At 44.1% G+C, this 25,315-nt stretch carries 27 protein-coding genes; 15 read left to right on the top strand and 12 right to left on the bottom strand.

The window, feature by feature from the left end; genetic code table 11:
* Positions 1-5: 5 nt before the first annotated feature.
* Both KDM92_RS07915 and ppa read left to right on the top strand, forming a co-directional pair.
* A complete protein-coding gene (locus KDM92_RS07915) occupies positions 6-1,202 on the top strand; it encodes a heme biosynthesis protein HemY (RefSeq protein WP_212683844.1) in 1,197 nt (398 codons plus the stop codon).
* A gap of 190 nt (positions 1,203-1,392) precedes the next feature.
* Positions 1,393-1,929, top strand: a complete 537-nt coding sequence (gene ppa / locus KDM92_RS07910) for an inorganic diphosphatase (RefSeq protein WP_212683843.1) — start codon at positions 1,393-1,395, stop codon at positions 1,927-1,929.
* 119 nt (positions 1,930-2,048) lie between these two features.
* Here the strand turns inward: ppa and KDM92_RS07905 are convergent, their stop codons facing one another.
* Together KDM92_RS07905 and KDM92_RS07900 are read right to left on the bottom strand one after the other, a co-directional pair.
* The gene (locus KDM92_RS07905; RefSeq protein WP_230408237.1) at positions 2,049-3,089 is read right to left on the bottom strand and encodes a serine/threonine protein kinase; all 1,041 of its coding nucleotides are present in this window, start codon (positions 3,087-3,089) and stop codon (positions 2,049-2,051) included.
* A gap of 182 nt (positions 3,090-3,271) precedes the next feature.
* Entirely contained in the window at positions 3,272-4,417 is a 1,146-nt protein-coding gene (locus tag KDM92_RS07900) for a GNAT family N-acetyltransferase (RefSeq protein WP_212683842.1), read from the bottom strand.
* A gap of 20 nt (positions 4,418-4,437) precedes the next feature.
* On the opposite strand from KDM92_RS07900, the gene KDM92_RS07895 reads away from it, so the two are divergent.
* Positions 4,438-6,060 carry an NAD+ synthase gene (locus KDM92_RS07895; RefSeq protein WP_212683841.1) on the top strand — a complete coding sequence of 541 codons (1,623 nt, stop codon included), beginning with the start codon at positions 4,438-4,440 and terminating at the stop codon, positions 6,058-6,060.
* Between the two features lie 26 nt (positions 6,061-6,086).
* Entirely contained in the window at positions 6,087-6,425 is a 339-nt protein-coding gene (locus tag KDM92_RS07890; RefSeq protein ID WP_189344761.1) for a P-II family nitrogen regulator, read from the top strand.
* A 75-nt stretch (positions 6,426-6,500) separates the two neighbouring features.
* Here KDM92_RS07890 and KDM92_RS07885 read toward each other — a convergent pair whose 3' ends face one another.
* A complete protein-coding gene (locus tag KDM92_RS07885; RefSeq protein ID WP_212683840.1) occupies positions 6,501-7,142 on the bottom strand; it encodes a Smr/MutS family protein in 642 nt (213 codons plus the stop codon).
* A gap of 133 nt (positions 7,143-7,275) precedes the next feature.
* Positions 7,276-8,229 carry a thioredoxin-disulfide reductase gene (gene trxB / locus KDM92_RS07880; protein WP_212683839.1) on the bottom strand — a complete coding sequence of 318 codons (954 nt, stop codon included), beginning with the start codon at positions 8,227-8,229 and terminating at the stop codon, positions 7,276-7,278.
* A gap of 418 nt (positions 8,230-8,647) precedes the next feature.
* Here trxB and KDM92_RS07875 point away from each other — a divergent pair, with 418 nt between their 5' ends.
* From KDM92_RS07875 to KDM92_RS07865, 3 genes are all read left to right on the top strand, one after another.
* Complete coding sequence (locus KDM92_RS07875) at positions 8,648-10,969, top strand: DNA translocase FtsK (RefSeq protein WP_212683838.1); 2,322 nt, start codon at positions 8,648-8,650, stop codon at positions 10,967-10,969.
* Positions 10,970-11,075: 106 nt separating this feature from the next.
* Positions 11,076-11,720: an outer membrane lipoprotein chaperone LolA gene (gene lolA / locus KDM92_RS07870; protein ID WP_268972790.1), complete on the top strand. Its 645-nt coding sequence runs from the start codon at positions 11,076-11,078 to the stop codon at positions 11,718-11,720.
* A complete protein-coding gene (locus tag KDM92_RS07865) occupies positions 11,717-13,024 on the top strand; it encodes a replication-associated recombination protein A (RefSeq protein WP_212683837.1) in 1,308 nt (435 codons plus the stop codon). The genes lolA and KDM92_RS07865 overlap by 4 nt, the downstream gene beginning before the upstream one ends.
* Positions 13,025-13,189: 165 nt before the next feature.
* Here the strand turns inward: KDM92_RS07865 and KDM92_RS07860 are convergent, their stop codons facing one another.
* Entirely contained in the window at positions 13,190-14,281 is a 1,092-nt protein-coding gene (locus KDM92_RS07860; RefSeq protein WP_212683836.1) for a saccharopine dehydrogenase family protein, read from the bottom strand.
* A gap of 185 nt (positions 14,282-14,466) precedes the next feature.
* Here KDM92_RS07860 and KDM92_RS07855 point away from each other — a divergent pair, with 185 nt between their 5' ends.
* Positions 14,467-14,913, top strand: a complete 447-nt coding sequence (locus KDM92_RS07855; RefSeq protein ID WP_212683835.1) for an Lrp/AsnC family transcriptional regulator — start codon at positions 14,467-14,469, stop codon at positions 14,911-14,913.
* 94 nt (positions 14,914-15,007) lie between these two features.
* Here the strand turns inward: KDM92_RS07855 and KDM92_RS07850 are convergent, their stop codons facing one another.
* Together KDM92_RS07850 and KDM92_RS07845 are read right to left on the bottom strand one after the other, a co-directional pair.
* A complete protein-coding gene (locus tag KDM92_RS07850) occupies positions 15,008-15,289 on the bottom strand; it encodes a hypothetical protein (RefSeq protein ID WP_189344754.1) in 282 nt (93 codons plus the stop codon).
* Between the two features lie 122 nt (positions 15,290-15,411).
* Entirely contained in the window at positions 15,412-15,672 is a 261-nt protein-coding gene (locus tag KDM92_RS07845; RefSeq protein ID WP_212683834.1) for a hypothetical protein, read from the bottom strand.
* Positions 15,673-16,027: 355 nt separating this feature from the next.
* On the opposite strand from KDM92_RS07845, the gene KDM92_RS07840 reads away from it, so the two are divergent.
* Positions 16,028-16,375, top strand: coding sequence for a hypothetical protein (locus tag KDM92_RS07840; protein WP_212683833.1), 348 nt, complete (start codon positions 16,028-16,030; stop codon positions 16,373-16,375).
* A 140-nt stretch (positions 16,376-16,515) separates the two neighbouring features.
* Here the strand turns inward: KDM92_RS07840 and KDM92_RS07835 are convergent, their stop codons facing one another.
* Both KDM92_RS07835 and KDM92_RS07830 read right to left on the bottom strand, forming a co-directional pair.
* The gene (locus tag KDM92_RS07835) at positions 16,516-17,868 is read right to left on the bottom strand and encodes a M24 family metallopeptidase (protein WP_212683832.1); all 1,353 of its coding nucleotides are present in this window, start codon (positions 17,866-17,868) and stop codon (positions 16,516-16,518) included.
* Positions 17,869-17,949: 81 nt separating this feature from the next.
* Positions 17,950-18,156, bottom strand: coding sequence for a hypothetical protein (locus KDM92_RS07830; protein ID WP_212683831.1), 207 nt, complete (start codon positions 18,154-18,156; stop codon positions 17,950-17,952).
* A gap of 411 nt (positions 18,157-18,567) precedes the next feature.
* On the opposite strand from KDM92_RS07830, the gene KDM92_RS07825 reads away from it, so the two are divergent.
* The 6 genes from KDM92_RS07825 (at position 18,568) to KDM92_RS07800 (ending at position 22,607) form a co-directional block, all read left to right on the top strand.
* Complete coding sequence (locus KDM92_RS07825; protein ID WP_230408236.1) at positions 18,568-19,863, top strand: molybdopterin molybdotransferase MoeA; 1,296 nt, start codon at positions 18,568-18,570, stop codon at positions 19,861-19,863.
* Positions 19,864-19,951: 88 nt separating this feature from the next.
* Entirely contained in the window at positions 19,952-20,209 is a 258-nt protein-coding gene (locus tag KDM92_RS07820) for a MoaD/ThiS family protein (protein ID WP_212683830.1), read from the top strand.
* Between the two features lie 5 nt (positions 20,210-20,214).
* Positions 20,215-20,688, top strand: a complete 474-nt coding sequence (moaE, locus tag KDM92_RS07815; protein ID WP_212683829.1) for a molybdopterin synthase catalytic subunit MoaE — start codon at positions 20,215-20,217, stop codon at positions 20,686-20,688.
* Positions 20,689-20,706: 18 nt separating this feature from the next.
* The gene (crcB, locus tag KDM92_RS07810; RefSeq protein ID WP_212683828.1) at positions 20,707-21,093 is read left to right on the top strand and encodes a fluoride efflux transporter CrcB; all 387 of its coding nucleotides are present in this window, start codon (positions 20,707-20,709) and stop codon (positions 21,091-21,093) included.
* Positions 21,094-21,125: 32 nt separating this feature from the next.
* Positions 21,126-22,088 (top strand): prolyl aminopeptidase, encoded by a 963-nt coding sequence (gene pip / locus KDM92_RS07805; RefSeq protein ID WP_212683827.1) that lies wholly within the window; start codon positions 21,126-21,128, stop codon positions 22,086-22,088.
* Positions 22,089-22,253: 165 nt separating this feature from the next.
* Positions 22,254-22,607: a YggL 50S ribosome-binding family protein gene (locus KDM92_RS07800; protein ID WP_229827063.1), complete on the top strand. Its 354-nt coding sequence runs from the start codon at positions 22,254-22,256 to the stop codon at positions 22,605-22,607.
* A 192-nt stretch (positions 22,608-22,799) separates the two neighbouring features.
* Here KDM92_RS07800 and KDM92_RS07795 read toward each other — a convergent pair whose 3' ends face one another.
* The 3 genes from KDM92_RS07795 to KDM92_RS07785 all read right to left on the bottom strand — a co-directional run bounded on the left by KDM92_RS07795 (position 22,800) and on the right by KDM92_RS07785 (position 25,278).
* Positions 22,800-23,258 (bottom strand): GNAT family N-acetyltransferase, encoded by a 459-nt coding sequence (locus KDM92_RS07795; RefSeq protein ID WP_212683826.1) that lies wholly within the window; start codon positions 23,256-23,258, stop codon positions 22,800-22,802.
* A 24-nt stretch (positions 23,259-23,282) separates the two neighbouring features.
* A complete protein-coding gene (locus tag KDM92_RS07790) occupies positions 23,283-24,092 on the bottom strand; it encodes a LytR/AlgR family response regulator transcription factor (protein WP_212683825.1) in 810 nt (269 codons plus the stop codon).
* A 67-nt stretch (positions 24,093-24,159) separates the two neighbouring features.
* Entirely contained in the window at positions 24,160-25,278 is a 1,119-nt protein-coding gene (locus tag KDM92_RS07785) for a sensor histidine kinase (protein WP_212683824.1), read from the bottom strand.
* Between the last annotated feature and the right edge of the window lie 37 nt (positions 25,279-25,315).

Genomic DNA, 25,315 nt, shown 5'->3' with positions numbered 1-25,315 from the left:
AGCCCATGCGTATCTTTATTCGTATTCTCATTCTATTTGCCTTGGCTGTCGGTATTGCGATTGGCGGACGTTTTAATGCTGGTAACGTCGTGTTGTTTTATCCACCAACAAGAATTGATGTTTCTCTCAACTTCTTCTTGCTGATTTTGGCGGCAGTGTTTTTTGTAGTGTATTTGATCGTGCGTACCATCATTGTCACGACAGAGATGCCTGCGAAAGTGGCTGAATATCGTCAAAGCAAACGTGAACGCGAAAGTAATCGTGCACTACGTGATGCTCTGAAAGCATTATTCGAAGGTCGTTTTGGTCATGCCGAAAAATCAGCAGTAAAGGCGCTCGAATTACCTGAAAACAAAGCACTCGCGAGTTTGGTTGGCGCCAAAGCAGCGCATCACATGAGTCAGTTTGAGCGCCGTAACGCTTGGTTTGCTGGGATTGAAGATGATGCTGCCTATAAAACAGCGCGCTTAGTCACCATGACCGAGTTATATGTCGATGAGCATAAAGCGGAACAAGCTTTAGAAGCCGTGAAAGAATTGAATGCGCGTGGTAAACGTCATATTCAAGTATTGCGCTGGGCTTTAAAAGCGAATCAACAAGCGAAGAATTGGGCTGAAGTGGTGAAGTTAGTTCGCACTTTGGAAAAGAATCATGCAATTCATCCCGCTTTGGCAGGCCGTTTGCGCGAGATGTCTTATGAAGCTTTGTTGAAAGAAAATGGACATGATGCTGAATCATTGCGTCGTATCTGGAGTGAAGTACCAACGGCAGAGCGTAAAAATCGATACATTGCGGTGATTGCTGCAGCGGCATTTACGAAGTGTCAATTGCTTGAAGAAGCGAGAAATATTGTTGAGCGCGCATTGGCTGAAGAATGGGACAATCGTTTGCTACGCAGTTATCGCGAAGCTGCTGGTCCAGAAGGCTCTGTTGCTTTGCGCTCGCAAATTGAGTACTGTGAGGATTGGCTGAAGAAACAAACAAAGAATGCGGAATTAGAATTAACTTTGGGCGTATTGTGCTTCCATCAAAAATTATGGGGTAAAGCCCAAATTCATATGGAAGACGCGTTAAGCCATGCGCAAGAAGCGCGCATTGTGCGCGAAGCAAACTTGAGTTTGGCACAATTGCACGAAAAATTAGGGCAGACCGCCGAGGCGACTAAGCATTATCGCCAATGTGCGTTGGCGACTAGTTTGTAAGTTATTTTTGTTAATTGGTGCTTCGGTTTCTGATGAACTGCTTGCGCTAATTTCTTAGTCAAAATTATTTGCCAAACGCGATCACTTGCCGCATGTAGAAATTCTGCTGCGATGCACCAAGTGCGCTTAAATATCGCTATAATTCCGTTATTGTTTAGTGATAGTGTTGGATTTAACCTGAAAGTGTCTTATGAGTTTAAATAAAGTATCTGCCGGTCGAGATTTGCCGAATGACTTCAACGTCATTATTGAAATTCCTATGAATGCCGATCCGATCAAGTATGAAGTAGACAAAGAAAGCGGCGCGATTTTTGTAGATCGCTTTATGGGTACTTCAATGCATTATCCATGTAACTACGGTTACGTTCCAAACACAATTTCTGGCGATGGCGATCCAGTTGATGTGTTGGTAATCACTCCATTTCCATTGATCCCAGGCGTTGTCGTGCGTTGCCGTCCTATCGGTATTTTGAATATGCATGACGAAGCAGGCGCGGACGGTAAAGTTTTAGCAGTACCTATCGATAAAATTTTGCCGATCTATCAACACTGGCAAAAGCCAGAAGACTTAAACGTCTTGCGTTTGAATCAAATTCAGCATTTCTTTGAGCATTACAAAGATTTAGAGCCAGGTAAATGGGTCAAAATTGATGGTTGGGGCGGTACAGACGATGCCCGTGCTGAGATCTTGAGTGGCGTAGAAAACTACAATAAGTCTCAGGCTTAATGGAATGAAGCAATAAAAAAGGTAGCTACGGCTACCTTTTTTATTATGGATAATTTTGTTCTATGCGATGATTTTCGTCAGAATCCAACGCACAAAGACATCCTGACTTGGCAAGCAGATCAGCGCGACTTGAAGGCCAGTGCAGCCAAGATCGCAGCAATAATAAAGCTTCCCCAGCCTAGCCAGAATAAATTACTTTTACCGGAGAATAATCCTGATGTTGACGCCGAGTTGTCTTCTTTGCCAGAAGAAGACTGGCGACGCGCACGTTTTTCGCTGGATAGGAATTTATTCAGTGCAAGCGCCATTTCCGCTGCACTTTTGTAACGACGATGGGTCTTCTTTTGCATCGCTTTCATGACGATGTGTGCCAGTTTTTCTGGTACATCGGGATTGAGTAGATCCGGCGATTTTGGTGACTTGTGTGTGATGTTGTAGAGCAATTTATCAAAGTCTGAAGCTGAGAAAGGCTTTTGGCCAGTAAGCATTTCGTACATGACTGCACCGAGCGAATAGACATCGGTTAATGCCGTGACTGGCTGGCTTAATGCTTGTTCTGGGGACATATAGTTAGGCGTTCCCATGATGGTGCCTTTGAACAAAGTTTGTGGCTGACCATTGTCATCCAATACCCGATTTGGGACGCGAGCGATACCGAAATCGACAACTTTGGGTTGGTTATTTTCAACAATAAAAATATTGGCTGGCTTGATGTCCCGATGAATCACGCCTTGATTATGTGCAAACGCCAATGCCCCAGCGATTTTGTAGGCAATGCTGGCTACTTCAAGCACATCAAAGCGCTTTCCACTTGCCATTAATTCTCTTAAGTCTTTCCCTTGTAAAAACTCCATCGCGATAAAAGTTGTGCCGCCTTCTGTCGATGCGTCATAAATAGTGACGATATTTGGGTGAGACAAACGACCAGCCGCGCGCGCTTCGTTGATAAATTGTTGTTCTCGTTGCTTCTTGTCGGTTGCGCCAACTGGATTGTTTAAGATTTTGATTGCAACTGCACGATCGATGATCGGATCATGACCCAGCAAAACATTGCCGTTTGAACCACTGCCAAGCTTATCAGTTACAGTGAAGCGCCCGATTCTGCGCATCGGTGATTTGCCTGGAGTGGCTGGGTTACTGGCATGGATATGTTGAATCATACGGACGAAAACCTTGAATTAAATCGTTTTAATCATCTTGTTAGATGATTTTTTAAGCCTGTACATTCTAAAGGATTTGATTGCTTTACATGTAAATGAAATCCATATTTGTCAAAAAATGTTGCAAAAATAGTTGTGTTATAAAAAAGAGGTTTTGATACCACTTTGAAGCGTGATTATTACTACTTAAATGGCGAGTGTTCGTTTAATTCATCAACGTAGTTCTCAATGCCACCTTGCTCTCGTTGCAAAAAGTTGGCAACTGCATTGGCAAACGCCGGTTCATTTAGGTAGTGTGCAGAAAATGTCTTACGTGGCAGAAAGCCGCGCGCTAATTTGTGCTCGCCTTGTGCACCGCCTTCGAAGGTTTGGATCTTTTCGGCGATGCAGAAATCTAAGGCTTGGTAATAAGCGGTTTCGAAATGGAGACAGGGATGATATTCCAGGCAGCCCCAATAGCGTCCATAAATTGTGTGACTGTCATAGATAAATAGTGCTGCGGCGATTCTTTGATTGTCTTTTGTGGCAATTATCAAGTACAGGTGTTCAGGCATGGTTTGCCCAATACGCAGGAAAAAATCCAAGTTTAAATATGGGGAAGAATGATGCTCTGCATAGGTTTTGTCATAGCATTGTTTGAAGAATTCCCAATCTTGGTGTGAGATATCTGGGCCACATCGGTGTTCAAACTGTATATTTGCTTCCTGTACTTTGCGACGTTCCGCGCGAATATTTTTACGTTTTTTTGCATCAAGATGCATTAGGAAATCATCAAAATCTCGATAATTTTGATTTTCCCAATGAAACTGCACACCTTGTCGTGTCATGAAGCCTGCTTGTTGTAGCACATCGATTTCTGCTTCTGTTGTGAACAGCAAATGGCAAGAGGAATACAGACCACTTTGTGCTAATGCTTGTAAATTTTTTATGAGTACCGTTTGTGCTTTTTCGTCGCTAGCGAATAAACGGCTTCCTTCGATTGGTGTAAAAGGAATTGCTGATAAAAGTTTGGGGTAGTAGGCGACACCGTGTTGGTGATAGGCATTTGCCCAAGCCCAGTCAAACACATACTCGCCATACGAATGCGTTTTCTCATACAAAGGCATTGCCGCTACGAGTTTTTGATTGTCCCACAGACCGATGAAGCGCGGCGTCCATCCGGTTTGGTTGGAAGCGGAACCCGATTCGTGTAGTGCGTGCAAAAAGGCATAGGATAAAAACGGATTCGGCTTTGCTTGGCGTTTTAATAATTCGTCCCAATTGACCTGCCCAATCTCCGATAGAGAATCGTGCAAGCGCATGCGATAATGTGATACTTCAGAATTCATTGTTTATTGCCTTAAATCTTATGACAGCAAATACAGTAAAAGTTGCGATTGCTCAAATGAATAGCATTGTTGGCGATCTTGCCGGCAATGCTCGGCAAATATGTGATTATGTAAGCCGTGCTGCTGCTCAGTCTGCTGATATCGTGGTAACACCGGAACTTTCCTTAGTTGGTTACCCGCCAGAGGATTTATTGCTGCGATCAGCGTTTTATCAGCAAACGCAAGTTGCTTTACAAAAGTTAGCACAAGACTTACAGCAATTTCACAATATTTACGTATTGGTTGGCCATCCATTAGAGCGAGATGCGTATCACTATAACGCGATTTCCGTTTTGCTGAATGGTGCGGTGATCCATACTTACCTAAAACACGCGTTGCCGAATGATGCGGTATTTGATGAAAAGCGCTATTTCGCGACAGGCGATGAAGCGCTGGTATTCGAGGTAAAAGGAACCCGTTTTGGTATCAATATTTGCGAAGATGTTTGGAGTGGTGATGCGCCGCAGTTGGCGCGCGCTGCTGGCGCTCAGGTCTTGCTGGCACCGAATGCATCGCCATTTCACGTGAATAAGAGCGAATATCGTGTCGAAGTGATGCGTAAAAATATTAGTTCACTTGGCATGAGTTTGGTTTACGCAAACTTGGTCGGTGGCCAAGATGAGTTGATCTTTGATGGTAATTCTTTCGTGCTAAATCAGCAGGGCGAGCTTTGTTCACAGTTAAAACATTGCGAAGCTGATTTGCAAATCCTTGATTTTGTAAATGGTGTGCCGCAGATGGGGCAGGTGCTAGAGAACTTACCAGTCGAAGCGCAGATTTATTATGCTTTGGTATTGGGGGTACATGATTACGTAACAAAAAATGGATTTCCTAGTGTGCTGATAGGGTTTTCCGGCGGTGTCGATTCTGCATTAACCTTGGCAATTGCGGTAGATGCTTTGGGTGCCGACAAGGTTCGTGCCGTGATGATGCCTTCGCCATACACTGCAGACATTTCGTGGTTGGATTCACGTGATATGGTTAAGCGGATTGGTGTGCGTTACGATGAAATTTCTATTAACGAGTGTTTTGCTGCATTTAACAATACACTGAGCAAAGAGTTTGCGGGTCTGAAAGAAGACACCACCGAAGAAAATATTCAAGCGAGAATTCGTGGCACCATCTTGATGGCGATGTCGAATAAATACGGTTCTATTGTGTTGACTACTGGCAATAAGAGCGAAATGGCGGTCGGTTATTGCACTTTGTATGGTGATATGGCGGGCGGTTTTGCAGTGATTAAAGATGTTGCCAAAACCATGGTTTATCGACTCTGTGCCTATAGAAATTCGATTGGCGATATTATTCCCGAGAGAATCATCACGCGACCACCATCCGCTGAATTAAGGCCAGATCAAAAGGATCAGGATTCTTTACCGCCTTACGATATTCTTGACGGTATTATGCAAGCTTATATGGAAGAAAATCAGTCACGAGCTGAGATTGTGGCGGCGGGGTACAGCGAAGCCGATGTTGAACGCATCACGCGTTTGATTAAAATTAATGAATATAAACGACGTCAGGCACCAGTAGGAATTCGGATTACACATCGCGCTTTTGGTCGCGATTGGCGTTATCCCATTACTTCGAAGTTCCGTGATTAAAATATGAGTCAATCTGTGAGGAAAGCATGAAACAAATTACTGCGATCATTAAACCATTTAAGTTAGACGAGGTTCGTGAGGGTCTGGCGGAAGTCGGTGTGACTGGATTAACTGTAACGGAAGTTAAAGGGTTTGGACGTCAGAAAGGGCATACAGAGTTATACCGTGGCGCTGAGTACGTGGTCGATTTTTTGCCAAAAATAAAAGTAGAAGTGGTTGTCGACGATAAGGTTTGCGATGATGTAGTTGACGCGATTATCAAAGCAGCACACACCGGAAAAATTGGTGATGGAAAAATCTTTGTGCAAAATGTCGAACAAGTGATTCGTATTCGTACTGGTGAAACCGGCGCGGAAGCAGTGTAACTGGCGGATTTGTCCTTATAAAAATATTACGGCGTCTTTGTTTGATGAAGCGGGCGCCGTATTCATCGTGTTAGTCTAGGAAGCACGTAATAAAACAATTAAGGCACCAGAGCCGCCATCAGCCGCAGTTGCCTGGCTAAAAGCAATTACTTCATCCTTCTGAATTAGCCAGTTTCTCACCTTGTTCTTCAGAATCGGTTCTTTGTTCACCGAGCCCAAGCCTTTGCCATGAATGATGCGTACGCAGCGTAACCCGCTACGTATGCATTTGCGCAAAAACTCGCCGAGATTATCGCGTGCTTGATCGCGTCGCATACCATGTAAATCGAGCTGTGCTTGTATGACCCATGCACCTTGGCGCAATTTTTTTGCGACATCGATACCAACACCTGGTCGAGTGTAACTTAAGTTCTCATCCGATTCTAGCAATGTCCCCGCATCAAATTCGTCTGACAGAGATTCCTGCAAAGCCTTCTGTTCATCTTCGAAATGTTTGAACGGAAGTGGTGGTGGTTTTTTTGGTGTAGGGTGAAATTTTTCCGCGGTCTTTAAGGCTTGAACTTCGCCGACTGTACTACGAAAAATATTGGCTTCGATGGCAGCTTGTTTTTCACGTGCAATTCGTTCAGCTTCTGCCTTTGCACGTAATTCTTGCTGTACTTTGAGTTGCTTTGCAACGTCTTGAAGTTCAGCAAATGATTTCATTGATGATGCCATGATGTGGTTTGCTGATATGATTTTTGTTGAATACCGAGAAGAGTAGTGCAAAGTAAACAAGCGCAGAGATGATTGGGATGTGACTCAATATTCTCTGCACTGTTTTGATTGCGCCCTTATTTCACTTCTAAGATTATTCTTCTAAGAAGCGTTGCGCATCTAAAGCGGCCATACAACCAGTGCCCGCGCTTGTAATAGCCTGACGGTAGATATGATCTTGCACGTCACCAGCGGCAAATACACCAGGGATGTTGGTTGCTGTAGCCATACCCTCGTTACCCATTTTGGTGATGATGTAGCCATTCTTCATGTCGAGTTGGCCTTCGAAAATACTTGTATTCGGCTTGTGACCAATCGCGATAAAGACACCATGTAAAGCGACCGAAGTAACGACACCATCAGCCGATTTGATATTGATTCCGGTCACACCAGAGGCATCACCAGTCACTTCATCTAAGGTATGGTTCCACTTCACTTCAACCTTGCCTTCGGCAACTTTTGCCATTAAGCGGTCGATCAAGATTGCTTCTGCACGGAATTTGTCGCGACGGTGAATCACCGTAACTTTGCTTGCAATATTCGATAAATATAGCGCTTCTTCAACAGCTGTATTGCCGCCACCAACGACCGCGACTTCTTTACCGCGATAGAAGAAACCGTCGCAAGTTGCGCATGCAGAAACACCCTTACCCATGAAAGCTTCTTCGGATGGTAATCCTAGGTATTGTGCCGATGCACCTGTAGCAATAATCAAGGAATCACAAGTGTATTCACCTTGATCGCCGATTAGTCGAATCGGCTTCTCTGTCAGTTTTGCGGTGTGGATATAATCAAAAATAATTTCTGTATTGAAGCGTTCAGCATGTTGCAGAAAGCGTTGCATTAATTCTGGACCTTGTACGCCATTTGGATCTGCCGGCCAATTTTCCACATCGGTTGTCGTCATTAATTGACCGCCTTGTTCGACACCTGTAATCAAGACGGGCTTTAAGTTAGCGCGCGCAGCATAAACGGCTGCGGAATAACCAGCTGGACCAGAGCCGAGAATCAATACATGGGCGTGTTTGGTTGATTTTGGTGTAGACATAGTGGTTCCGATGAAAGTGGTAAAAAGAATCGAAAGGCTTGCTTTCGCCAATTTAGCTAGGAAAGCAAAAATCAAAAACAGAATTATCCCAGATTTGCGACGACTTGACTTTATTCAGGTCAAGGAATGCAGTGGTTCAGCGTTTGTTGTTGATTGATCTAGTGCAATGGCTACCGTGAAATAGCCACAGTATTGTGTGATGATTAATTAATAATTAAAGTGTCGGAGAAGGTGTGTCATTTATCCATAGTTAGCTGTATCAGCTATTTATGCTTGGATGTGGCTAAGTTGTTACAAAAGTATAGGCACTCATAGATCGGTGTCATGCCGATATCCTCGTCAAAACGACTTTGCTCTTAGGTAGCTAAATTGCCGACTTTTGCCCTACAATCATGTCTGCTTGTTCACTTTGAAATCTATGTCTAATTCCAACGAAGTTTATCAACGTAATCGAAACTCGGCCGTCGCGACTCCACTGCCAAATCGATTACTTGTGTTGTTACGCGAAGTGCGCTGGATGTTGTTCGCTGCGTTCACCGTCTATTTTATATTGGTGATGGCGACATACTCGCCACTTGATCCTGGCTGGTCGCGTTCGGTGACAGTCGATCGATTTCATAATTTAGGCGGCTACGTGGGTGCACGGATTTCCGATTTAGCTTTGTTTATTTTTGGATTCTCTGCTTGGTGGTTCTCATTTGCCTTATTGCGTTTAGTGTGGCGCAGCTATCGTCGTTTGAATCACGAATCCCATCCAGCACAAGAAGATGCACATTTCTTTGACAAAATTATTCAAATTGCAGGCTTCGTATTTATCTTGATCGGTAGCATGGGTTTGGAATCATTGCGTTTGTATTCAATGAAAGTTGCCTTGCCAGGTGTGCACGGTGGTGTATTAGGTGAGTTGATTGGACATTTAAGCGCAAGCGCGTTTGGCTTCACTGGTGCTACCTTATTATTGTTATTGATTATTGCTTTAGGTTTGAGCCTGTATTTTCATTTGTCTTGGTGGCAAATCGCTGAAAATACTGGCACCTTGATTGAAACAAGTTTTGAGTTCGTACGAAAAAAATATACCGATCACGAAGATCGTAAACTAGGTGAAACCGCCGCGGTGAAACGCGAAACCTCGGTAGTTCAAGAACGTGCAAAAATTGTTGAAGCGCCACCAATACGAATCGAGCCACAAGTTGTCGCCGTACAAAAGTCTGAGCGAATTGAAAAAGAACGTCAGGTGTCGCTCTTCAATGACATGCCTGATACGAATTTGCCACCGTTGTCCTTATTGGATGAACCACCGTTGTCACAAGAAACGGTGAGTGTCGAAACTTTAGAGTTCACCAGCCGTTTGATTGAGAAAAAGCTCTCTGACTTTGGGGTTGAAGTCAAAGTGATTGCGGCTTATCCAGGTCCAGTGATTACACGCTATGAAATCGAACCTGCAACCGGCGTTAAAGGTAGTCAGATTGTTGGTCTAGCCCGCGACTTAGCGCGTTCGTTCGCATTGACATCGATACGTGTCGTCGAAACAATCCCCGGTAAAAATTACATGGGATTGGAATTGCCGAATCCTAAACGTCAAATTGTTCGTTTGACCGAAATCTTAAGTTCTAAAGTGTATAACGATAGCGCATCAAATTTGACGGTTGCCTTGGGAAAGGATATTGCTGGTCACCCAGTCGTTGCTGATCTCGCTAAGATGCCGCATTTGTTGGTTGCTGGTACAACGGGTTCAGGTAAATCAGTCGGGATCAATGCGACCATCTTGTCTTTGCTGTATAAGTCGGACCCGAATGATGTGCGTATGATTTTAATTGATCCAAAAATGTTGGAAATGTCCGTGTATGAGGGGATTCCGCATTTATTAGCTCCCGTGGTGACCGATATGCGTCAAGCTGGACATGCCTTAAATTGGGCGGTCAATGAGATGGAACGACGCTACAAGTTGATGTCGAAACTGGGTGTGCGTAACTTGGCTGGTTATAACGCCAAGATTGCTGAGGCAGCGAAACGCGAAGAGCATATTCCCAATCCATTTAGCCTAACACCCGATGCGCCTGAGCCTTTAGAAAAACTGCCAACGATCGTCATTATCATTGATGAATTAGCTGATTTGATGATGGTGGTCGGGAAAAAAGTTGAGGAATTGATCGCTCGTATTGCGCAAAAAGCGCGCGCTGCTGGATTGCATTTGATTTTGGCGACGCAACGCCCTTCGGTGGATGTTATTACGGGCTTGATTAAGGCGAATATTCCCACCCGTATCGCATTTCAAGTGAGTAGTAAAATCGATTCACGGACGATCTTAGATCAAATGGGCGCAGAGTCTTTGCTCGGTATGGGTGATATGTTGTACATGCCGCCCGGTACGGGTTTGCCGATGCGGGTGCATGGCGCATTTGTATCTGACGAAGAAGTGCATCGTGTCGTTAAGCATTTGAAAGAACAAGGTGAACCCAACTACATTGAGGGAATTCTTGAAGGTGGTGTGCTCGAAGAAGGTGGTGATGCACTTGCTCCTGGTGAGGGTGGCGGTGAGGCGGATGCTTTGTATGATCAGGCGGTCGCGATCGTCTTGAAAAATCGACGTGCTTCGATTTCTTTGGTGCAGCGGCATTTGCGAATTGGATATAACCGCGCAGCACGTTTATTAGAACAAATGGAAGCGAGCGGTGTGGTATCCACCATGCAATCGAACGGTAATCGCGAAATTTTGGTGCCGGTTGGTAACGCTGAGTAAGCCTTCTTGGCTGTTACCGCGTTAGATTACATATTGGAGTTAGTGCATTGTCGAGTTGAATCGACAAATATTGTTCTAGCCTGTTTCATAAAGAATTGGATTTATTTTGAATATCATTAAAAAAAGTGTGTGCTACGGCGCGATTGTTGGCGGTTTATTGTCACTTGGAATGAGCATTGCGCAGGCTTCTGGCGTTGAACAGTTCAAAGCATTTGTGGTGAATACAAAGACCGCTAAGGGTGAGTTTGTTCAGGTACAGATGAAGACGGTTAACGGTGTATCCAAGATGGGTAAAACGTCGTCAGGAACATTTAAATTCGCTCGTCCTGGCAAGTTTATTTGGACCTACGTGAAGCCCTACGATCAAGTGCTTCAAGCAGATGGCGACAAGCTTTATCTTTACGATAAAGATCTCAATCAAGTAACGATCAAATCCTTGGGTAATGCAATTGCATCTAGCCCCGCAGCGATTCTATTTGGTAGCGTTGATTTAGACAAAAATTTCGTGATGAAAGACGTCGGCGTGAAGCAGGGCGTCGAATGGTTGGAGGCAATACCTAAGACCAAAGATAGTCAGTTTGAAACCATCGGTATCGGTATGAAAGACGGGGTTCCGGTTGGAATGGAGTTGCGTGATAGTTTTGGTCAACTGTCTGTCGTTACACTGAAAAATTTTGAGAAGAATCCTAGCTTTGGGGCTGACCAATTCAAGTTCCTGGTACCTCAGGGCGCGGAAGTTTTACGTCCATGATCCTAGGGCAAGAAGCGCAGGCAAAGCTACATCAACCACTGGCAGAGCGTTTGCGACCGAAAAGTCTGATTGAAGTTATTGGTCAGCAGCATTTGTTGGGTGAAGGCAAGCCTTTACGCGTCGCGTTCGAATCAGGTGAACCACATTCGATGTTGTTGTGGGGACCGCCCGGAGTTGGTAAAACTAGTTTAGCGCGATTGATGGCGCAAGCCTTCAACGCGGAATTTATTGCACTCTCTGCGGTGTTATCAGGGGTGAAAGATATTCGTGATGCAGTTGAGCGAGCCGAGTTTATTCGCGCTAGTTCACAGCGTCGGACCATTTTGTTTGTTGATGAAGTTCATCGATTTAACAAAAGCCAGCAAGATGCGTTCTTGCCGCATGTAGAAGGTGGTTTATTCACTTTTATCGGCGCCACTACCGAGAATCCCTCATTTGAAGTTAATAGCGCATTGCTCTCACGTGCTGCGGTGTACGTCTTAAAGTCTTTATCCGAAGATGATTTGGCTTTGATGTTGGAGAAGGCCTGCGTGCAAGAGTTAGATGGCCTGACCTTCACAGTAGATGCGAAACAAAGCTTGATCGCCAGCGCTGATGGTGATGGTCGCAAGCTATTGAATAATCTCGATATAACAGCCCGCGCTGCGCAGGCAAAAAAATCGTTAGAAGTTGATAGTCAATTACTCGCAGAATGTTTAGGCGATGCGTTACGGCGATTCGATAAAGGTGGCGACGCGTTCTATGATCAGATTTCTGCCTTGCATAAATCGGTACGCGGCTCCAATCCTGATGCCGCTTTGTATTGGCTGGTCAGAATGTTGGATGGCGGCACAGATCCGCGCTATTTAGCACGGCGTATCATTCGTATGGCAAGTGAGGATATTGGTCTGGCGGACCCACGTGCTTTGCGTATTAGTCTTGATGCAGCCGAGGTATATGAGCGCTTAGGTTCTCCAGAAGGAGAGCTTGCGTTGGCAGAAGCCGTGGTTTACTTGGCTTGCGCGGCTAAATCTAACGCGATCTACCTAGCGTACAAACAAGCACGCGCTTTGGTTGCCAAGGACAAGTCGCGCGTCGTACCTGAGCATTTGCGTAATGCCCCAACTAAGTTGATGAAAGAATTAGGTTACGGAAAACTTTATCGCTATGCACATGATGAACCACATGCCTACGCTGCGGGCGAAACGTATATGCCAGATGGTTTAGAGGATGTAAGTTTTTACCAGCCTGTGCCTCGTGGCATGGAAATTAAAATTGCCGAAAAACTCGCCTATCTACGACAACTTGATAAAGACAGCGAATAAGGTGGGGGAACTACTGAAAGTATGGCTTTTCTCATCGCTAGATGAAGCAAAGAATGCGATGACGAAAACTGAAGCTGATGTTTGTGCATCAGCTTCAGTTTTTTTATAGGAGTTATATTTTGATTTGTTCCGATTAAATCTCGCTAGCGTGCTTTGCCATGCGCGCTAGTTAGCGTAATACCGACCAAAGCGATTCGACATAAAATCATTAAAACACGCTTGTTCTTGACGAACAAAACCGCGCTGCGGCAATTTCTTTGCGATTAACAAATCAAGCATCGCGCAAATCCCTGATGCAGTAGTTAATTGAATTGCCGATAGCAAGCGCCCATTCACTTCTTGTGCATAGATTTTCTTTGCATACGATTCTTGTTCTAGACGACCTGCACGCATCCCGACCACGCTGACGAAAACCAATACGACATCTTGTTTTGTCATCGGGATTGATGTCTCTAACACGTCTTTTAAAATTGGACGTCGCCCGATTTTGCCCAACTCCAAATCACGAATTAACATTTTTACGATATCGCGATGTCCAGGGTAACGAACCGTTTTATAGTTCAGATTCTCGACTTTGCCAGCAAGTGATTCGCATAAGGTGCCGAGTCCACCCGAGGTATTAAAGGCTTCGTAGTCAATTCCATCGAGCGAAAAATGTTCAATTTCTTCTAACGCAGAAGTCTCGCGCAACTGACCATCGACAATCGCCTCGCAAGGATTGCAGTATTCGTTGATCAGTCCATCGGTGCTCCAAGTCAGATTGTATTTCAAGGCGTTGTTTGGAAAAGTCGGTAGTGCCCCAACACGCATGCTGACGTCGCGTAGCGAATCAAATTTTTGTGCGACGTGATTGGCAACGATAGAAATGAATCCAGGTGCTAAACCACATTGCGGTACAAAGGCGCTATCCGAATTCACTGCTAATTGCTTAACGATGCGTGTGCTCTCAACGTCTTCTGTCAGATCGAAATAATGTGACTGCGCCATTTTCGCTGCCTTGGCGATCATTGGTGTTAAGAAATAAGGGCAAGCGGATAAGGTAACTTGATGTCCTTGAATTAAATTTTCTACTGCAGCTCGGTCATTGAGATCAGCGCATACGGTAGTGACGTTTGGGAAGTTTTCTTTATTGACATAGTCCAGTCGATTCGCATCTTTATCTGCCACGGTGATGACATAGTCATTGGTATGAGAAAGCAAATTTAAAATCGCGTCGCCAATTTTTCCTGCGCCCAATAAGATCAGTTTCGTTGCCATAATCGTCTCCAGATAAAATGAAAGATAAAACGCGTTTGCTTATCTTTGTTTGCAATAGAAATAGTATAGAGGCAAGAAATGTCAGATAATAGCGACTAAATTATCGTCATAATGCCAATTAATAATACAAATTGACGATAAAGATTTTCTTTATGTCGAAATGCATGGATAGCCAAAGGTAAATAATGAAACCAGTGCTTGATGAAATTGATAATAAGATCTTAGCTTTGTTGATGGACGATGCACGTTTGCCCGTCACGACGATCGCTAAATTGGTGGGAATTGCGCGTACTACGGTGATTGCAAGAATCGCTGCACTAGAGAAGCGTCAAGTGATTGCGGGATATGGTTTGAAACTTAATGCTTCTATGTATCAGCCTGCTGTGCGGGCTTATGTAGGATTGTCAATTGACGCTAAATTTGCCAATTCCTTAATTAAATTTTTGCAGCAATTGCCTGAAGTTGAAAGCCTAAGTGCTGTGAGTGGCGCAATTGACTACATGTTGACTTTGCGTTGCGCAAGTACAGAAGTGCTTGATAAATTGTTAGACCAGATCGGTAGTTTGGAGGGAGTAAGACAAACTTCGACTTCGATTATCCTAAGTAAGCGGATTGATCGCTCTTCGATCTAGATTCAGGAATTTAGCGTTGGAAAATAAAAAAGACCTGTGCTAACACAGGCCTTCTTGACGCTACATAAAGCGTGGATTCAATCCACCGCAACAATTAGTCTTGAGACTTATTCGGTGTCTTTTTATCGTCGTTATTGTTTTTCTTTGACGCGGAAGGTTCAATGAACTTTTGTGAAGTCTGTTGCAGAATTTGCAAATGCACAGATGCTTTGTCCATGCCACCGCGATCAATCTGCATTGCTTGCTCTGGCGGGCAATTTTCCTGACAAGTTGGCGGCGGATTTGACTGAGTTGGTACCACCACGAATTCTTGGCTTTGTGCGATCCCGACGAATGCGATGAGAGCAATACCGAGTGAAAATTGTTGTGTATTCATGATAGTCAAACTCCAATTCAATGGCAGTGAAGCGGGAAGTGTAAATCAATTTTTGCTTTAAGCGTCAAACAATTTGTAATAGATTTGTATCAGTTATTTATATTTTTGAAAATTTTTAATTGCTATTGTTGAGCTTGATTTTTGTCATAAGCAAGCTTTTCTGCGGCACTCAAGCGTTTTGCGGTGACAATGACTTGTTGTGCTTGCAGGTTCATCTGCTGTTGGTCATATGTTGTTTTTTCTTGTGCGCTAAGACGTTTCGCTTGAATGGTGACGGTTTGTGTCTGCGTACTGACTAATTGTTGAGCGAGGCAATTGCCTGATGCAAGAGTCGTTAGGATTAATGTACTAAAGAAGATGCGGGCTTTTTGTGAGTGAAGCATATTGGCTCCTAAAATAGGTGTGTTATTGAAGATGATGAAACTTTAAATGTCCTTACATCTGGTTGCCATCGCTATGCGATGAAATGCGAAAAATGCTAGCTCAAGTACCGAAACACCGGTATTAAGACTGAGTTTGTCTTTGCTGACCTTGAAGATTGGTGGTGATTTAGTCGTATGGCGATTTTTGAATTTTTTTACCGTAGGCTTTTCTATGACTGGCCTTGATAATCCATCTACCCCAAGCACTCAGCCATTCATTCCTCAAAAATGCAATTTGGTCGGAAAGCTGGAACAAGAATTGATACTTTGTTTTACAGTGACGGTGCTTTCAGATTGTTTAATTCAAGGATGAAAAATGAAAAATTCAAATAAACAGTACATGTACTCAGTTTTACGCCAAGCGTGGCAAGAGCTACGCACAGTCGGCAATAAAGCTGGACAAGCATTACTGCGTACACCATTGCCACGAATCTTAGTATTGTGCATAGGCTTAGCGCTACTGATCACCTTGATACCGTTAATTTTGAGTTTGTTCGTGATCTTTATGCTGGTGAAACTGTTTTTGATCGTGGTCACCTCGAGTAATCGTAGCCGTCAGCAAACAGCTTCAGAATTTAAGCCTAGACAATGGTCGTATAAAGAGGCGGAAGACGCACAATTGGTTCGCGTTGAGCACATCACTTATCGTCGTGAAGATCGCTAAGTCTGCACTTCCTAGGCATCAGTGCGATGCTCCTAACTAAACAAAAAAACGTCACTGCATTTATATGAGTGGCGTTTCGTTTGTTAACTGCTTCGGCGATCTCAATGTATGTTTTGATCTATCCCCGCAGGCGATTTACTTTATTGATTGTAGGAAGATGGTCTAGGAATCGGATAAATTTTCTTTTGTCGTCCATTAATATACCGCACTGTTTCGCCATCAAAAAACGCATTTTCTTCTAGCATAATGCGGATCGTTTTCTTCCATTCTGGAATCATGCTGCTCGCATTTAGTTCAATTGAGTAGGCTGTATTTTTTCGGAGCGCTTGATCGCCAGTGCCAACGACATTTCCTTGGTTATCCCACATACCAATGGCGGGTCCTGCGGCATGGCCGTGGTAGCCAATTGGATGCGAATAAATACTTGCAGCGATATCCTCTTTCTTCGCTTGTGCGAGCGCCCCAGCTAAAATTTGATTACCTGTCTTTCCCAGTTTGAATTGCGTCGTCAAAATATCTTGTAGACGATTCGCTTTGCTAAACGCTTGTTGGATGGAAGTCGGTATTTCTGTCTCGCCTGGTTTTAAAATGTAGGCATGTTGTTGTATATCGGTGTGCAGACGTAAATAGGTGATGCCGATATCAACGTGGATTAAATCACCTGGCAAAATCACATCCGCTTTTGGTTTGATTGCAAAGCTACGTTCAGCACCTTCGGTTTTAGGATCAACTCGTTGGATATCTACGGTGGGATGGAACCAAGTATCGTATCCTAAATCTCGAATTTTTTGACGGAACCACCAGACTACATCTTCGCTTGTTGTGATACCCGGTGTGATGACTTTTTCAGAGAAGCCTTCTTCAATAATTTTGTGGGTGGCGTTAATCAGTTGTGGATAGAATTGCATCTCACGTGCAGTGCGTGTTTCTAACCAACGAATCGCTAAGGGCTCCGCTGACACAGTACGCGACTTAAACTCAGTTGGTAGTTTTTGCATCAACTCTTGGTGCTCGGTGTAATCTAAGCCATCAGCATGGCCAAAATGCATTGAGGTATTAATGCCGATCTTTTGTGGATTTCTTTGCTTGATAATGTTAACTAAGGCGTCCCATTGGTCAGGATGTTTTTGTGTGTCCCATGCCGCTTTAATATTTTTTCCGAAGTCATAGCGCGCAACTGCAAGACGCTCCACTGTCCGCGTTTGTGGGTTATGGTAAAACACTAAAATTGTACGGCGCCTTGCGTTTAGCCATTCCGCAGGCAGCATGGTCTTGAGGACGGGATCTTCGTTATATTCGCGCGAGATTACGATCCACATATCGATGCCAGTTTCTTGCATCATACCTGGTAATAAGTTTTCAAAGCGGTCGGCTAAGTTTTCATCAATCACGCGCGCTTGTTCACGTATAGACAAAATTTGCGCTTGTGCTGGTATGCATTGCCACAAACTGAAGATACCTGCAAACGCACAGGCAATTAGTGTTTTTTTCATACGCTCTCCCAAGTATTTCGTAGTTTTAACGACGATCTTGTGACCGCTTGTTTATCGCCAAGTTCCATTTAGTCAATGTCCTTATTCATCGCTTAGGGCAATTTTTGCAGCTTCTTCGGGAGTTAATCCGTCATAGAATTGATCGGTTAAAAATTCAATTTCTTCTTCGATAAATTCTTGCGCTTGAGCTTGAGTAGCGCCGCCCTTTACAAGATAGCCTTCGACTTCTATGCACCATTGAATTACCGCCAGCGTCTCTTCATCTAATTCTTCGTTTTTCTTTGCCATGATTAAATTGTCCTTGGGTTGATGTGGTATTGCGTAAATAACTTTCAGCTTATTCAATGAGAAATTGAGAGACGCTCTGGAGCCAAAAATGGGGGAGTGACGCAGTTCAAGGTCTAGCCTATGCATTTTTTCCAATTTATGTTTGGCATTCGAATGTGAATAAACTCTCGAAAACGATTGCTGATTTTTTCGACGATTCATTATTCCCTATTTGGCCTAGGTTTGGTTTAATTAAATGCAAAACTTGCTCTGTTATGATGCAAATTGCAGTACTGAGGCAATTTTGTTATCGGGTATCCGTGATTAGACTTGTATCAAGTGTGTTTGATATATGCTTGTACACTTCAATAGGGCAGCAATCTAGAGTGTTAAACTAGACAGTAACTAATTCATGATAAAGAAAAAATAAGAATGGAAAAGAAACCGATGTTAAGTGTCGCACAAGCGCTGCAAACTTTATTGCAAGCAGTGCGTCCAATTCAAGAAATCGAGCAGGTTTCAACATTAGCAGCGAATGGTCGCGTGCTGGCGCAAGCGCAGCGTTCGTCCTTGTATGCGCCACCGATGGACAATACACAAATGGACGGCTACGCAGTGCGCGCGGCAGATTGTGAAAGTGGCTGCGCGCGTTTAAGAGTGTCGCAACGTATACCTGCGGGTGTGGTCGGCCAGACTTTGGAACCTGGAACAGCAGCGCGTATTTTTACTGGCGCTTTCATTCCTGCTGGCGCTGATGCGGTGGTGATGCAAGAACAATGTGAAGTTGAAAACTTCAACGATGGGCAAGATCAGCAGACTTTTGTGACTATTCGTCACCAAGTAAAACCAGGCGAGTGGATACGCAGGCAAGGTGAAGATATTCAGCAGGGGGCAGAAATTCTGCCAGCCGGTACGCGTTTGCGGCCGCAGGAACTTGGCTTGGCGGCATCGGTAGGCTTAGCAACATTGCCTGTGTTACGCGCTTTACGCGTAGCGGTTTTTTTTACTGGTGATGAGCTGACGATGCCGGGTGAGCCTTTAAAACCGGGTTCAATTTATAACTCCAATCGATTTTTACTCACTGGCTTATTGCAAAACTTAGGCTGTCAAATAACTGATTACGGTATCGTTCCAGACAACTTGGCGGCTACCCGTGCGACTTTGCGCGAGGCCGCACAACAACATGATTTGATTATTACTTCGGGCGGTGTGTCGGTCGGTGAGGAAGATCATATTCGACCTGCTGTCGAGGCTGAAGGCAATATCAATATGTGGCAGATTGCAGTGAAACCCGGTAAACCTCTCGCGTTTGGCGAGGTGCGTCGTGTTGCTCAGCTTGATCAAGTTGAACAAGTAAATCCAATAGAAATGAATCAAGTGGCAAACACAGCTTTTTTCCTCGGATTGCCTGGCAATCCAGTGTCTAGTTTCGTGACGTTTTTACTCTTTGTGCGTCCATTCATTTTACGTATGCAAGGGATACAAAACATTACGCCGATTAGTTACCTAATGCGTGCTGATTTTGAATGGAAAAAAGCAGATAAGCGAAATGAGTTTTTACGTGCGAAGATGAACGCTGAAGGTGGCCTAACACTTTTTTCAAATCAGAGTTCTGGTGTACTAACATCGACAGTGTGGGGCGATGGCTTAATTGATTTAGCTGCAGGGCAAACGGTGGCGCATGGCGACATGGTGAAATTTATTCCATTTAATGGATTGCTCTATTGAGACACATTCAGGTTATTGAAAAGAAAAACTGAAATTAAACATAGAATCAAATAGAGAATCAAACATCAAATTAGAACAGAAAAATAAAATGAAAATACAGTTGAAGTTTTTTGCCAGTGTGCGAGAAAAATTAGGATGCGGAAGCGAAGTATTAGAACTTGATGTCAATAGCGTCAGTGCGCATCAGGTTCGTGATTTACTAATATCACGCGGTGGGGTTTGGGCAGAGGTCTTAGCGCCGAACAAGGCCTTGAGAATGGCGTGCAATCAACAAATGCTGAATGGCGACGTCACGCTGCAAGATGGCGCAGAATTAGCATTTTTCCCGCCTGTTACTGGAGGCTGACTTTGATGAAAATTTCTGTTCAGACCAGTGACTTTGATGTCAGCAATGAGTTAGCGATCATGCGATCCAGTAATCCAGCGATTGGTGCGGTGGTCAATTTTGTTGGACTTGTTCGTGATCGTAATGATGGACAAACTGTTAGTGCGATGGAGTTAGAGCATTATCCAGGTATGACAGAAAAATCCTTGCAGGCAATCGCTGAGCAAGCACAACAACGATGGAATCTGCTTGATGTATTGATTATTCATCGTGTCGGTGTGTTGCAACCCAAAGATCAAATTGTGATGGTAGCAGCTGCTAGCGCGCATCGAGGTGAAGCTTTTGCTGCTTGTGAGTTCATGATGGATTACTTAAAAACTGAGGCGCCGTTTTGGAAGAAAGAAACAACTCCAGAAGGCGAACGATGGGTCGATGCACGCGAGTCCGATAGTGTCGCTAAGCACAAATGGAATGCGTCCTCATCTGAATTGCAAAAATAAACCGGGAGCATCAGAGCAATGAATGGATTGTCGGTTATTGCGGTTAGTGCTGGCGCTGCGATTGGCGCATGTTTGCGTTGGGTACTGAGTCTGACTCTGAATTCTGTGCAGGTAAATTTACCATTGGGTACCTTGCTTGCTAATTTAGGTGGTGCTTATGTGATTGGTATTTGTGTTGGTTTTTTTTCTGCCAATCCGCAACTATCGCCTGAATGGCGTCTGTTTGTCGTCACAGGATTTTTAGGTGGCTTAACCACCTTTTCTAGTTTTTCTGCCGAGGCGATGGAACTTCTGCAAAAAGGAGAATGGCTATGGGCTTTCGGGCATAGTGCTTTGCATTTACTTGGCTCTATACTCTGTTGCTTTGCAGGCTATGCTAGTTGGCGCTTGTTTCAATCGGTTTAAACCTGTTTTCTTTATTTGAAATTGAAAAAATTATGTCAGAAAATACCTTAATGTATCCACCGATTGAACCTTATCGTCAAGGGATGCTGGAAGTGGATGCGATACATACTTTGTATTGGGAAGAGTGTGGTAATCCAGCTGGACAGCCGGTTTTATTCTTACACGGTGGTCCTGGCGGCGGCACTTCGCCGATGCATCGACGATTTTTCGATCCCGCACATTATCGTATTGTATTGTTCGATCAACGCGGTGCTGGAAAATCGATCCCATTAGGTGAGTATCGAAACAACACAACCGCACTGTTAATTGAAGACATTGAAAAGATTCGCGCGATGTTGGGTATCGAACAGTGGTTGGTGTTTGGCGGATCATGGGGCTCGACGCTTGCGCTTGCTTATGGTGAAGAGCATCCAGCACGCTGTCTTGGCTTTGTTTTGCGCGGCATCTTCTTGTGTACTAAGGCGGAAGTGGATTGGTTCATTAATGGAATGAATCATTTCTATCCAGAAGTGCATCAGCGCTTTGCTGAAGCGGTGCCGCATTCTGAACGTGGCAATTTATTGCAAGCCTATGTGAAGCGTTTGTTTGATGAAGAACCTTCGATATACAAAGAAGCGGCACGCAATTGGAGTCGCTATGAAGGATCTTGTTTGTTTTTAGAGCCGCAGGCGCAAGCGATACAAGACTTTGAATCTGACGAAGTTAGTCTAGGAATCGGCCGCTTGGAAGCACACTATATGTTAAATGCAGCGTTTATGGATGAAGACCAATTGGTTAAAAATATTCATACAATTCGACATTTACCTGCGGTAATCGTACAGGGGCGTTACGATGTGATTTGTCCACCATTGTCAGCTTATCGTTTGCATCAAGCTTGGCCTGGATCGCAATTGCACATGATTAATGACGCTGGCCATGCGGCAATGGAGCCGGGAATTGCAAAGGAACTGGTGCGCGCCACCGAGCAATTTAAGTTGCATGGAAAATTTTTATAAAACTCCCTTACTTTTTTATAAGTTGCTGCAGTTTAAAGCTAGAACGTGGTCTTATAGATAATTGAAAGGTAATTTGCGTTTGTGTAGTTTCGGCATAGTCTTTACAATGCGCAGCTGTTGATTCCTCGCATGTTGTGAGGGATGTTAATTCAATAAAAGAAAATTATGATTCCATCAAAAAAATCCCGTAATGCTCGTCAACGTAAAAAATTGCACGTTGGTGAATTTCAAGAATTTGGTTTTGAGTACAAAGCTGATTTGACTAAAGAATTGTCTTCCGATGAAGAAGCGCAATTGATTCATACATTCTTGGAAGAAGTGATCGAGCCACGTGACTTGGCATTGAGTGGCTGGCTGACTTCAGGTTTCGTTTGCAGTTTTGGTCCAGGTTCCGCTACCGATGAAGATCGCGAGGCATTAAAAGCATGGATGACAGCACGTCCTGAATTTAAAGATGTGCAAGTTGGCGTATTAAAAGATGCTTGGTATTCGCCGATGGATACTGAATTTGCTGAATAATTAATGTCTACAGCGCATATAGCGCATGTAGCAAATTTTAAGCTGAGTTAGCCTGTCTGCTGCGTTCGTCTCAAGGCAACTCTTGCTTATTAGCTTATCGAACTGAAGCTGGTTTCTTAGTAATAAGAACCAGCTTTTTTTATGTCGTGAAGTGAGTTTTACTTAAACGTCTCTTACTTAAGCATGTATTACTTAAGCGTGTATCAGCAGCATTTCGATATGCGGGATATCGTCTTCTAGATACATGTCGGAGACCGTCACAAATCCGAAAGATTGATAAAATTTTTCTAGATATTGTTGCGCACCGATACGAATCGCATGTGCAGGATGCGCTTCTTTGCATGCAGCGATGCCACGAATTAGTAAAGATTTACCGATACCTGTTCCGCGTGCAAAATCGCTCGTGATGACGCGACCTAGTGAAGCTTCTGCATATTTGACAGCGGGTGGAACAACGCGCAGATAGGCTGCAACTTTTTGATCGTCGCTCCATGCAATTAAGTGTAATGAACTCTGATCAGCATCATCCATATCGAGATAGGGACAATTTTGTTCCACCACAAATACCGCTGAGCGCGCACGCAAAATCGCATAAAGTTGGTCGACTGTTAGATCGTGAAAGCGGCAGCATTGCCAGCGGATGTTTTGCATTGTGATTACCTAAAAATTGTTATTCTACATTTGCTTAAATAAGTGCGCATAGACGCGACTTACTTGTAGTTTTTGTTGACTACCTTTGAGTTGCACTGTCAGCTTTCCAGTTTCATCGCGCGTCGCATATTGTAAGTAGCGCGTATTGATGATGTAGCCGCGGTGAATTTGCCAGAATAATTGCGGATCAAGTTGCGGCAGTAATTCGCGTAAGCTCATCCGAATTAGACTTCCTTGTTCCGCTGTCACAACATTGATGTATTTGTCGGTCGCCTCAAAAAACAGCACGTCCTCAATTGGGATCATGCGAATTTGATTGCCAACCGCCGCACGTATCATGCTGAGTCGTTCATTCGATGCAGATGCTTGCGGATTTCCTAAAAGTGCAGGACTTAATTTGCTTAGCTGTGCGATCATTTTTTCTAACTCATTGGATGGCGCAGAGCGATCCGAGATTTTATTTTGTAGTCGCTGTACTGTCTTTGCAAAGCGAACGTCACTGATGGGCTTTAACACGTAGTCGCAGGCTTCGTGCTCGAATGCCTGCAGCGCAAATTCATCATACGCCGTGACGAAAACGATCATCGGGAAAGGCCTGTCACTCGGCCATTCTTCCGTCAATTCTTCGGCAACTTCGAGCCCAGTTTTGCCGGGCATTTTTATATCTAGAAAGACGATTTCAGGAAAATGCTTAAACGCTAAATTCACCGCTTCAACGCCGTTTTCTGCGATGCCGCAAATCTCCAGTTCAGGCCATAAGCGTTCTAGTGTTTTTTGTAAAGTTAAGGCTAGAATATTTTCGTCTTCAGCGATGAGTGCGCGTAGTTGAGTCATGATAATTAATTCGATTTTGATGAAACAAGAATGTTGTTAATGCTGTGTCTTTATTGATGGAGTGTCGTTAATGCACTTGCGTCGATAAGGGAATGCATAAATGAGCGATTACGCCTTGTGGTTGATTCGCACTGAGCGTCAACGACGCTCGCGGGCCATACAGCGCTAGCAGACGTTCACGCACATTCGCGTTACCGACATGGCTTTGATTTGGATGTTGCGATTGTGGTGCTGGTTTATTTTCATCATAATCTACAGGTAGTCCCATACCTGTATCAATCACATAAATGTGCAGGAATTCGCTGTCAGTCTCGGCAGAAACATGGATGCTGCCACCTTCCATTTTAGGCTCTACGCCGTGCTTAATCGCGTTCTCAACGATTGGCTGTAATAGCATGGGCGCGATCGCTTGTCTCCTTAGCTGCTCTGGTAAATTGGTTTGATATTGCAAGCGCTTTCCCATACGTATCGCCAGCAATTCTAAATATGCTTCGAGTAAATCAAACTCATGTTGTAGCGTTGTTTGTTCGATTCTTGACGAATTTAAACTCGCGCGTAAATAACGAATCAGCTGCTCCAACATGTGTTGTGCGCGTTGTGTATCGATGGCGATCAAACCTTGTAAGTTGGCGAGCGTGTTGAATAACATGTGGGGTTCGATTTGTGCTTGCAGTAGCTGCAATTGCGCTTGCATCGCTTGACGTTCGATTGCTGCTATGCGCGCTTTTTCTTTTTCTTGTTCTGCTTCTAGTTCTGCCAGTTTTGATTGGTTCCAAAAAAATACGCCACCGAATAAGCTGATGAAGATACTCATAATGACTAAGATGCCTTCACCATTTTTCATCACGGTTACAAAGCTCGGCATTTTCAGACCATAAAAGACCATACCGATCGATCCACCAATGAAATAACCGATCGGTGCTGCCGCCATACACATCAATAAAAAGGCGATGCGATGTGGCTTTTTGTCACGCCAAATGATCCACCGTGTTAATACGATGACGATGTTGATGCTATAGCCAATTAACATCGAGAACACCCAATTCACTGCAAAGCTTTGCTTGGTCGGTAATACCAAGGTAATGAATAGCGCGACACCGGTGTTAAAGCAGCTTAGCCAAATCAGCGAGCGTTTGTGTTCGTTGAGAAAATGACGAATAGTAGATAAAGACAAGAGATTTTTCATTTGAGAGAAACAAAGTTGAATTGTGCAGTAGCGTCTT

Source organism: Affinundibacterium baiyunense, from assembly GCF_018139645.1.
Classification (GTDB): Bacteria; Pseudomonadota; Gammaproteobacteria; order Burkholderiales; family Burkholderiaceae_D; genus Undibacterium; species Undibacterium baiyunense.
The sequence above is the reverse complement of the archived record's forward strand: the minus strand, read 5'-3'. Positions and strand labels throughout refer to the sequence as shown.

Coding starts and splice junctions, on each gene's coding strand:
- KDM92_RS07915 (WP_212683844.1), top strand. CDS start 6: ATGCGTATCTTTATTCGTATTCTCATTCTATTTGCCTTGGCTGTCGGT.
- ppa (WP_212683843.1), top strand. CDS start 1,393: ATGAGTTTAAATAAAGTATCTGCCGGTCGAGATTTGCCGAATGACTTC.
- KDM92_RS07905 (WP_230408237.1), bottom strand. CDS start 3,089: ATGATTCAACATATCCATGCCAGTAACCCAGCCACTCCAGGCAAATCA.
- KDM92_RS07900 (WP_212683842.1), bottom strand. CDS start 4,417: ATGAATTCTGAAGTATCACATTATCGCATGCGCTTGCACGATTCTCTA.
- KDM92_RS07895 (WP_212683841.1), top strand. CDS start 4,438: ATGACAGCAAATACAGTAAAAGTTGCGATTGCTCAAATGAATAGCATT.
- KDM92_RS07890 (WP_189344761.1), top strand. CDS start 6,087: ATGAAACAAATTACTGCGATCATTAAACCATTTAAGTTAGACGAGGTT.
- KDM92_RS07885 (WP_212683840.1), bottom strand. CDS start 7,142: ATGGCATCATCAATGAAATCATTTGCTGAACTTCAAGACGTTGCAAAG.
- trxB (WP_212683839.1), bottom strand. CDS start 8,229: ATGTCTACACCAAAATCAACCAAACACGCCCATGTATTGATTCTCGGC.
- KDM92_RS07875 (WP_212683838.1), top strand. CDS start 8,648: ATGTCTAATTCCAACGAAGTTTATCAACGTAATCGAAACTCGGCCGTC.
- KDM92_RS07865 (WP_212683837.1), top strand. CDS start 11,717: ATGATCCTAGGGCAAGAAGCGCAGGCAAAGCTACATCAACCACTGGCA.
- KDM92_RS07860 (WP_212683836.1), bottom strand. CDS start 14,281: ATGGCAACGAAACTGATCTTATTGGGCGCAGGAAAAATTGGCGACGCG.
- KDM92_RS07855 (WP_212683835.1), top strand. CDS start 14,467: ATGAAACCAGTGCTTGATGAAATTGATAATAAGATCTTAGCTTTGTTG.
- KDM92_RS07850 (WP_189344754.1), bottom strand. CDS start 15,289: ATGAATACACAACAATTTTCACTCGGTATTGCTCTCATCGCATTCGTC.
- KDM92_RS07845 (WP_212683834.1), bottom strand. CDS start 15,672: ATGCTTCACTCACAAAAAGCCCGCATCTTCTTTAGTACATTAATCCTA.
- KDM92_RS07840 (WP_212683833.1), top strand. CDS start 16,028: ATGAAAAATTCAAATAAACAGTACATGTACTCAGTTTTACGCCAAGCG.
- KDM92_RS07835 (WP_212683832.1), bottom strand. CDS start 17,868: ATGAAAAAAACACTAATTGCCTGTGCGTTTGCAGGTATCTTCAGTTTG.
- KDM92_RS07830 (WP_212683831.1), bottom strand. CDS start 18,156: ATGGCAAAGAAAAACGAAGAATTAGATGAAGAGACGCTGGCGGTAATT.
- KDM92_RS07825 (WP_230408236.1), top strand. CDS start 18,568: ATGGAAAAGAAACCGATGTTAAGTGTCGCACAAGCGCTGCAAACTTTA.
- KDM92_RS07820 (WP_212683830.1), top strand. CDS start 19,952: ATGAAAATACAGTTGAAGTTTTTTGCCAGTGTGCGAGAAAAATTAGGA.
- moaE (WP_212683829.1), top strand. CDS start 20,215: ATGAAAATTTCTGTTCAGACCAGTGACTTTGATGTCAGCAATGAGTTA.
- crcB (WP_212683828.1), top strand. CDS start 20,707: ATGAATGGATTGTCGGTTATTGCGGTTAGTGCTGGCGCTGCGATTGGC.
- pip (WP_212683827.1), top strand. CDS start 21,126: ATGTCAGAAAATACCTTAATGTATCCACCGATTGAACCTTATCGTCAA.
- KDM92_RS07800 (WP_229827063.1), top strand. CDS start 22,254: ATGATTCCATCAAAAAAATCCCGTAATGCTCGTCAACGTAAAAAATTG.
- KDM92_RS07795 (WP_212683826.1), bottom strand. CDS start 23,258: ATGCAAAACATCCGCTGGCAATGCTGCCGCTTTCACGATCTAACAGTC.
- KDM92_RS07790 (WP_212683825.1), bottom strand. CDS start 24,092: ATGACTCAACTACGCGCACTCATCGCTGAAGACGAAAATATTCTAGCC.
- KDM92_RS07785 (WP_212683824.1), bottom strand. CDS start 25,278: ATGAAAAATCTCTTGTCTTTATCTACTATTCGTCATTTTCTCAACGAA.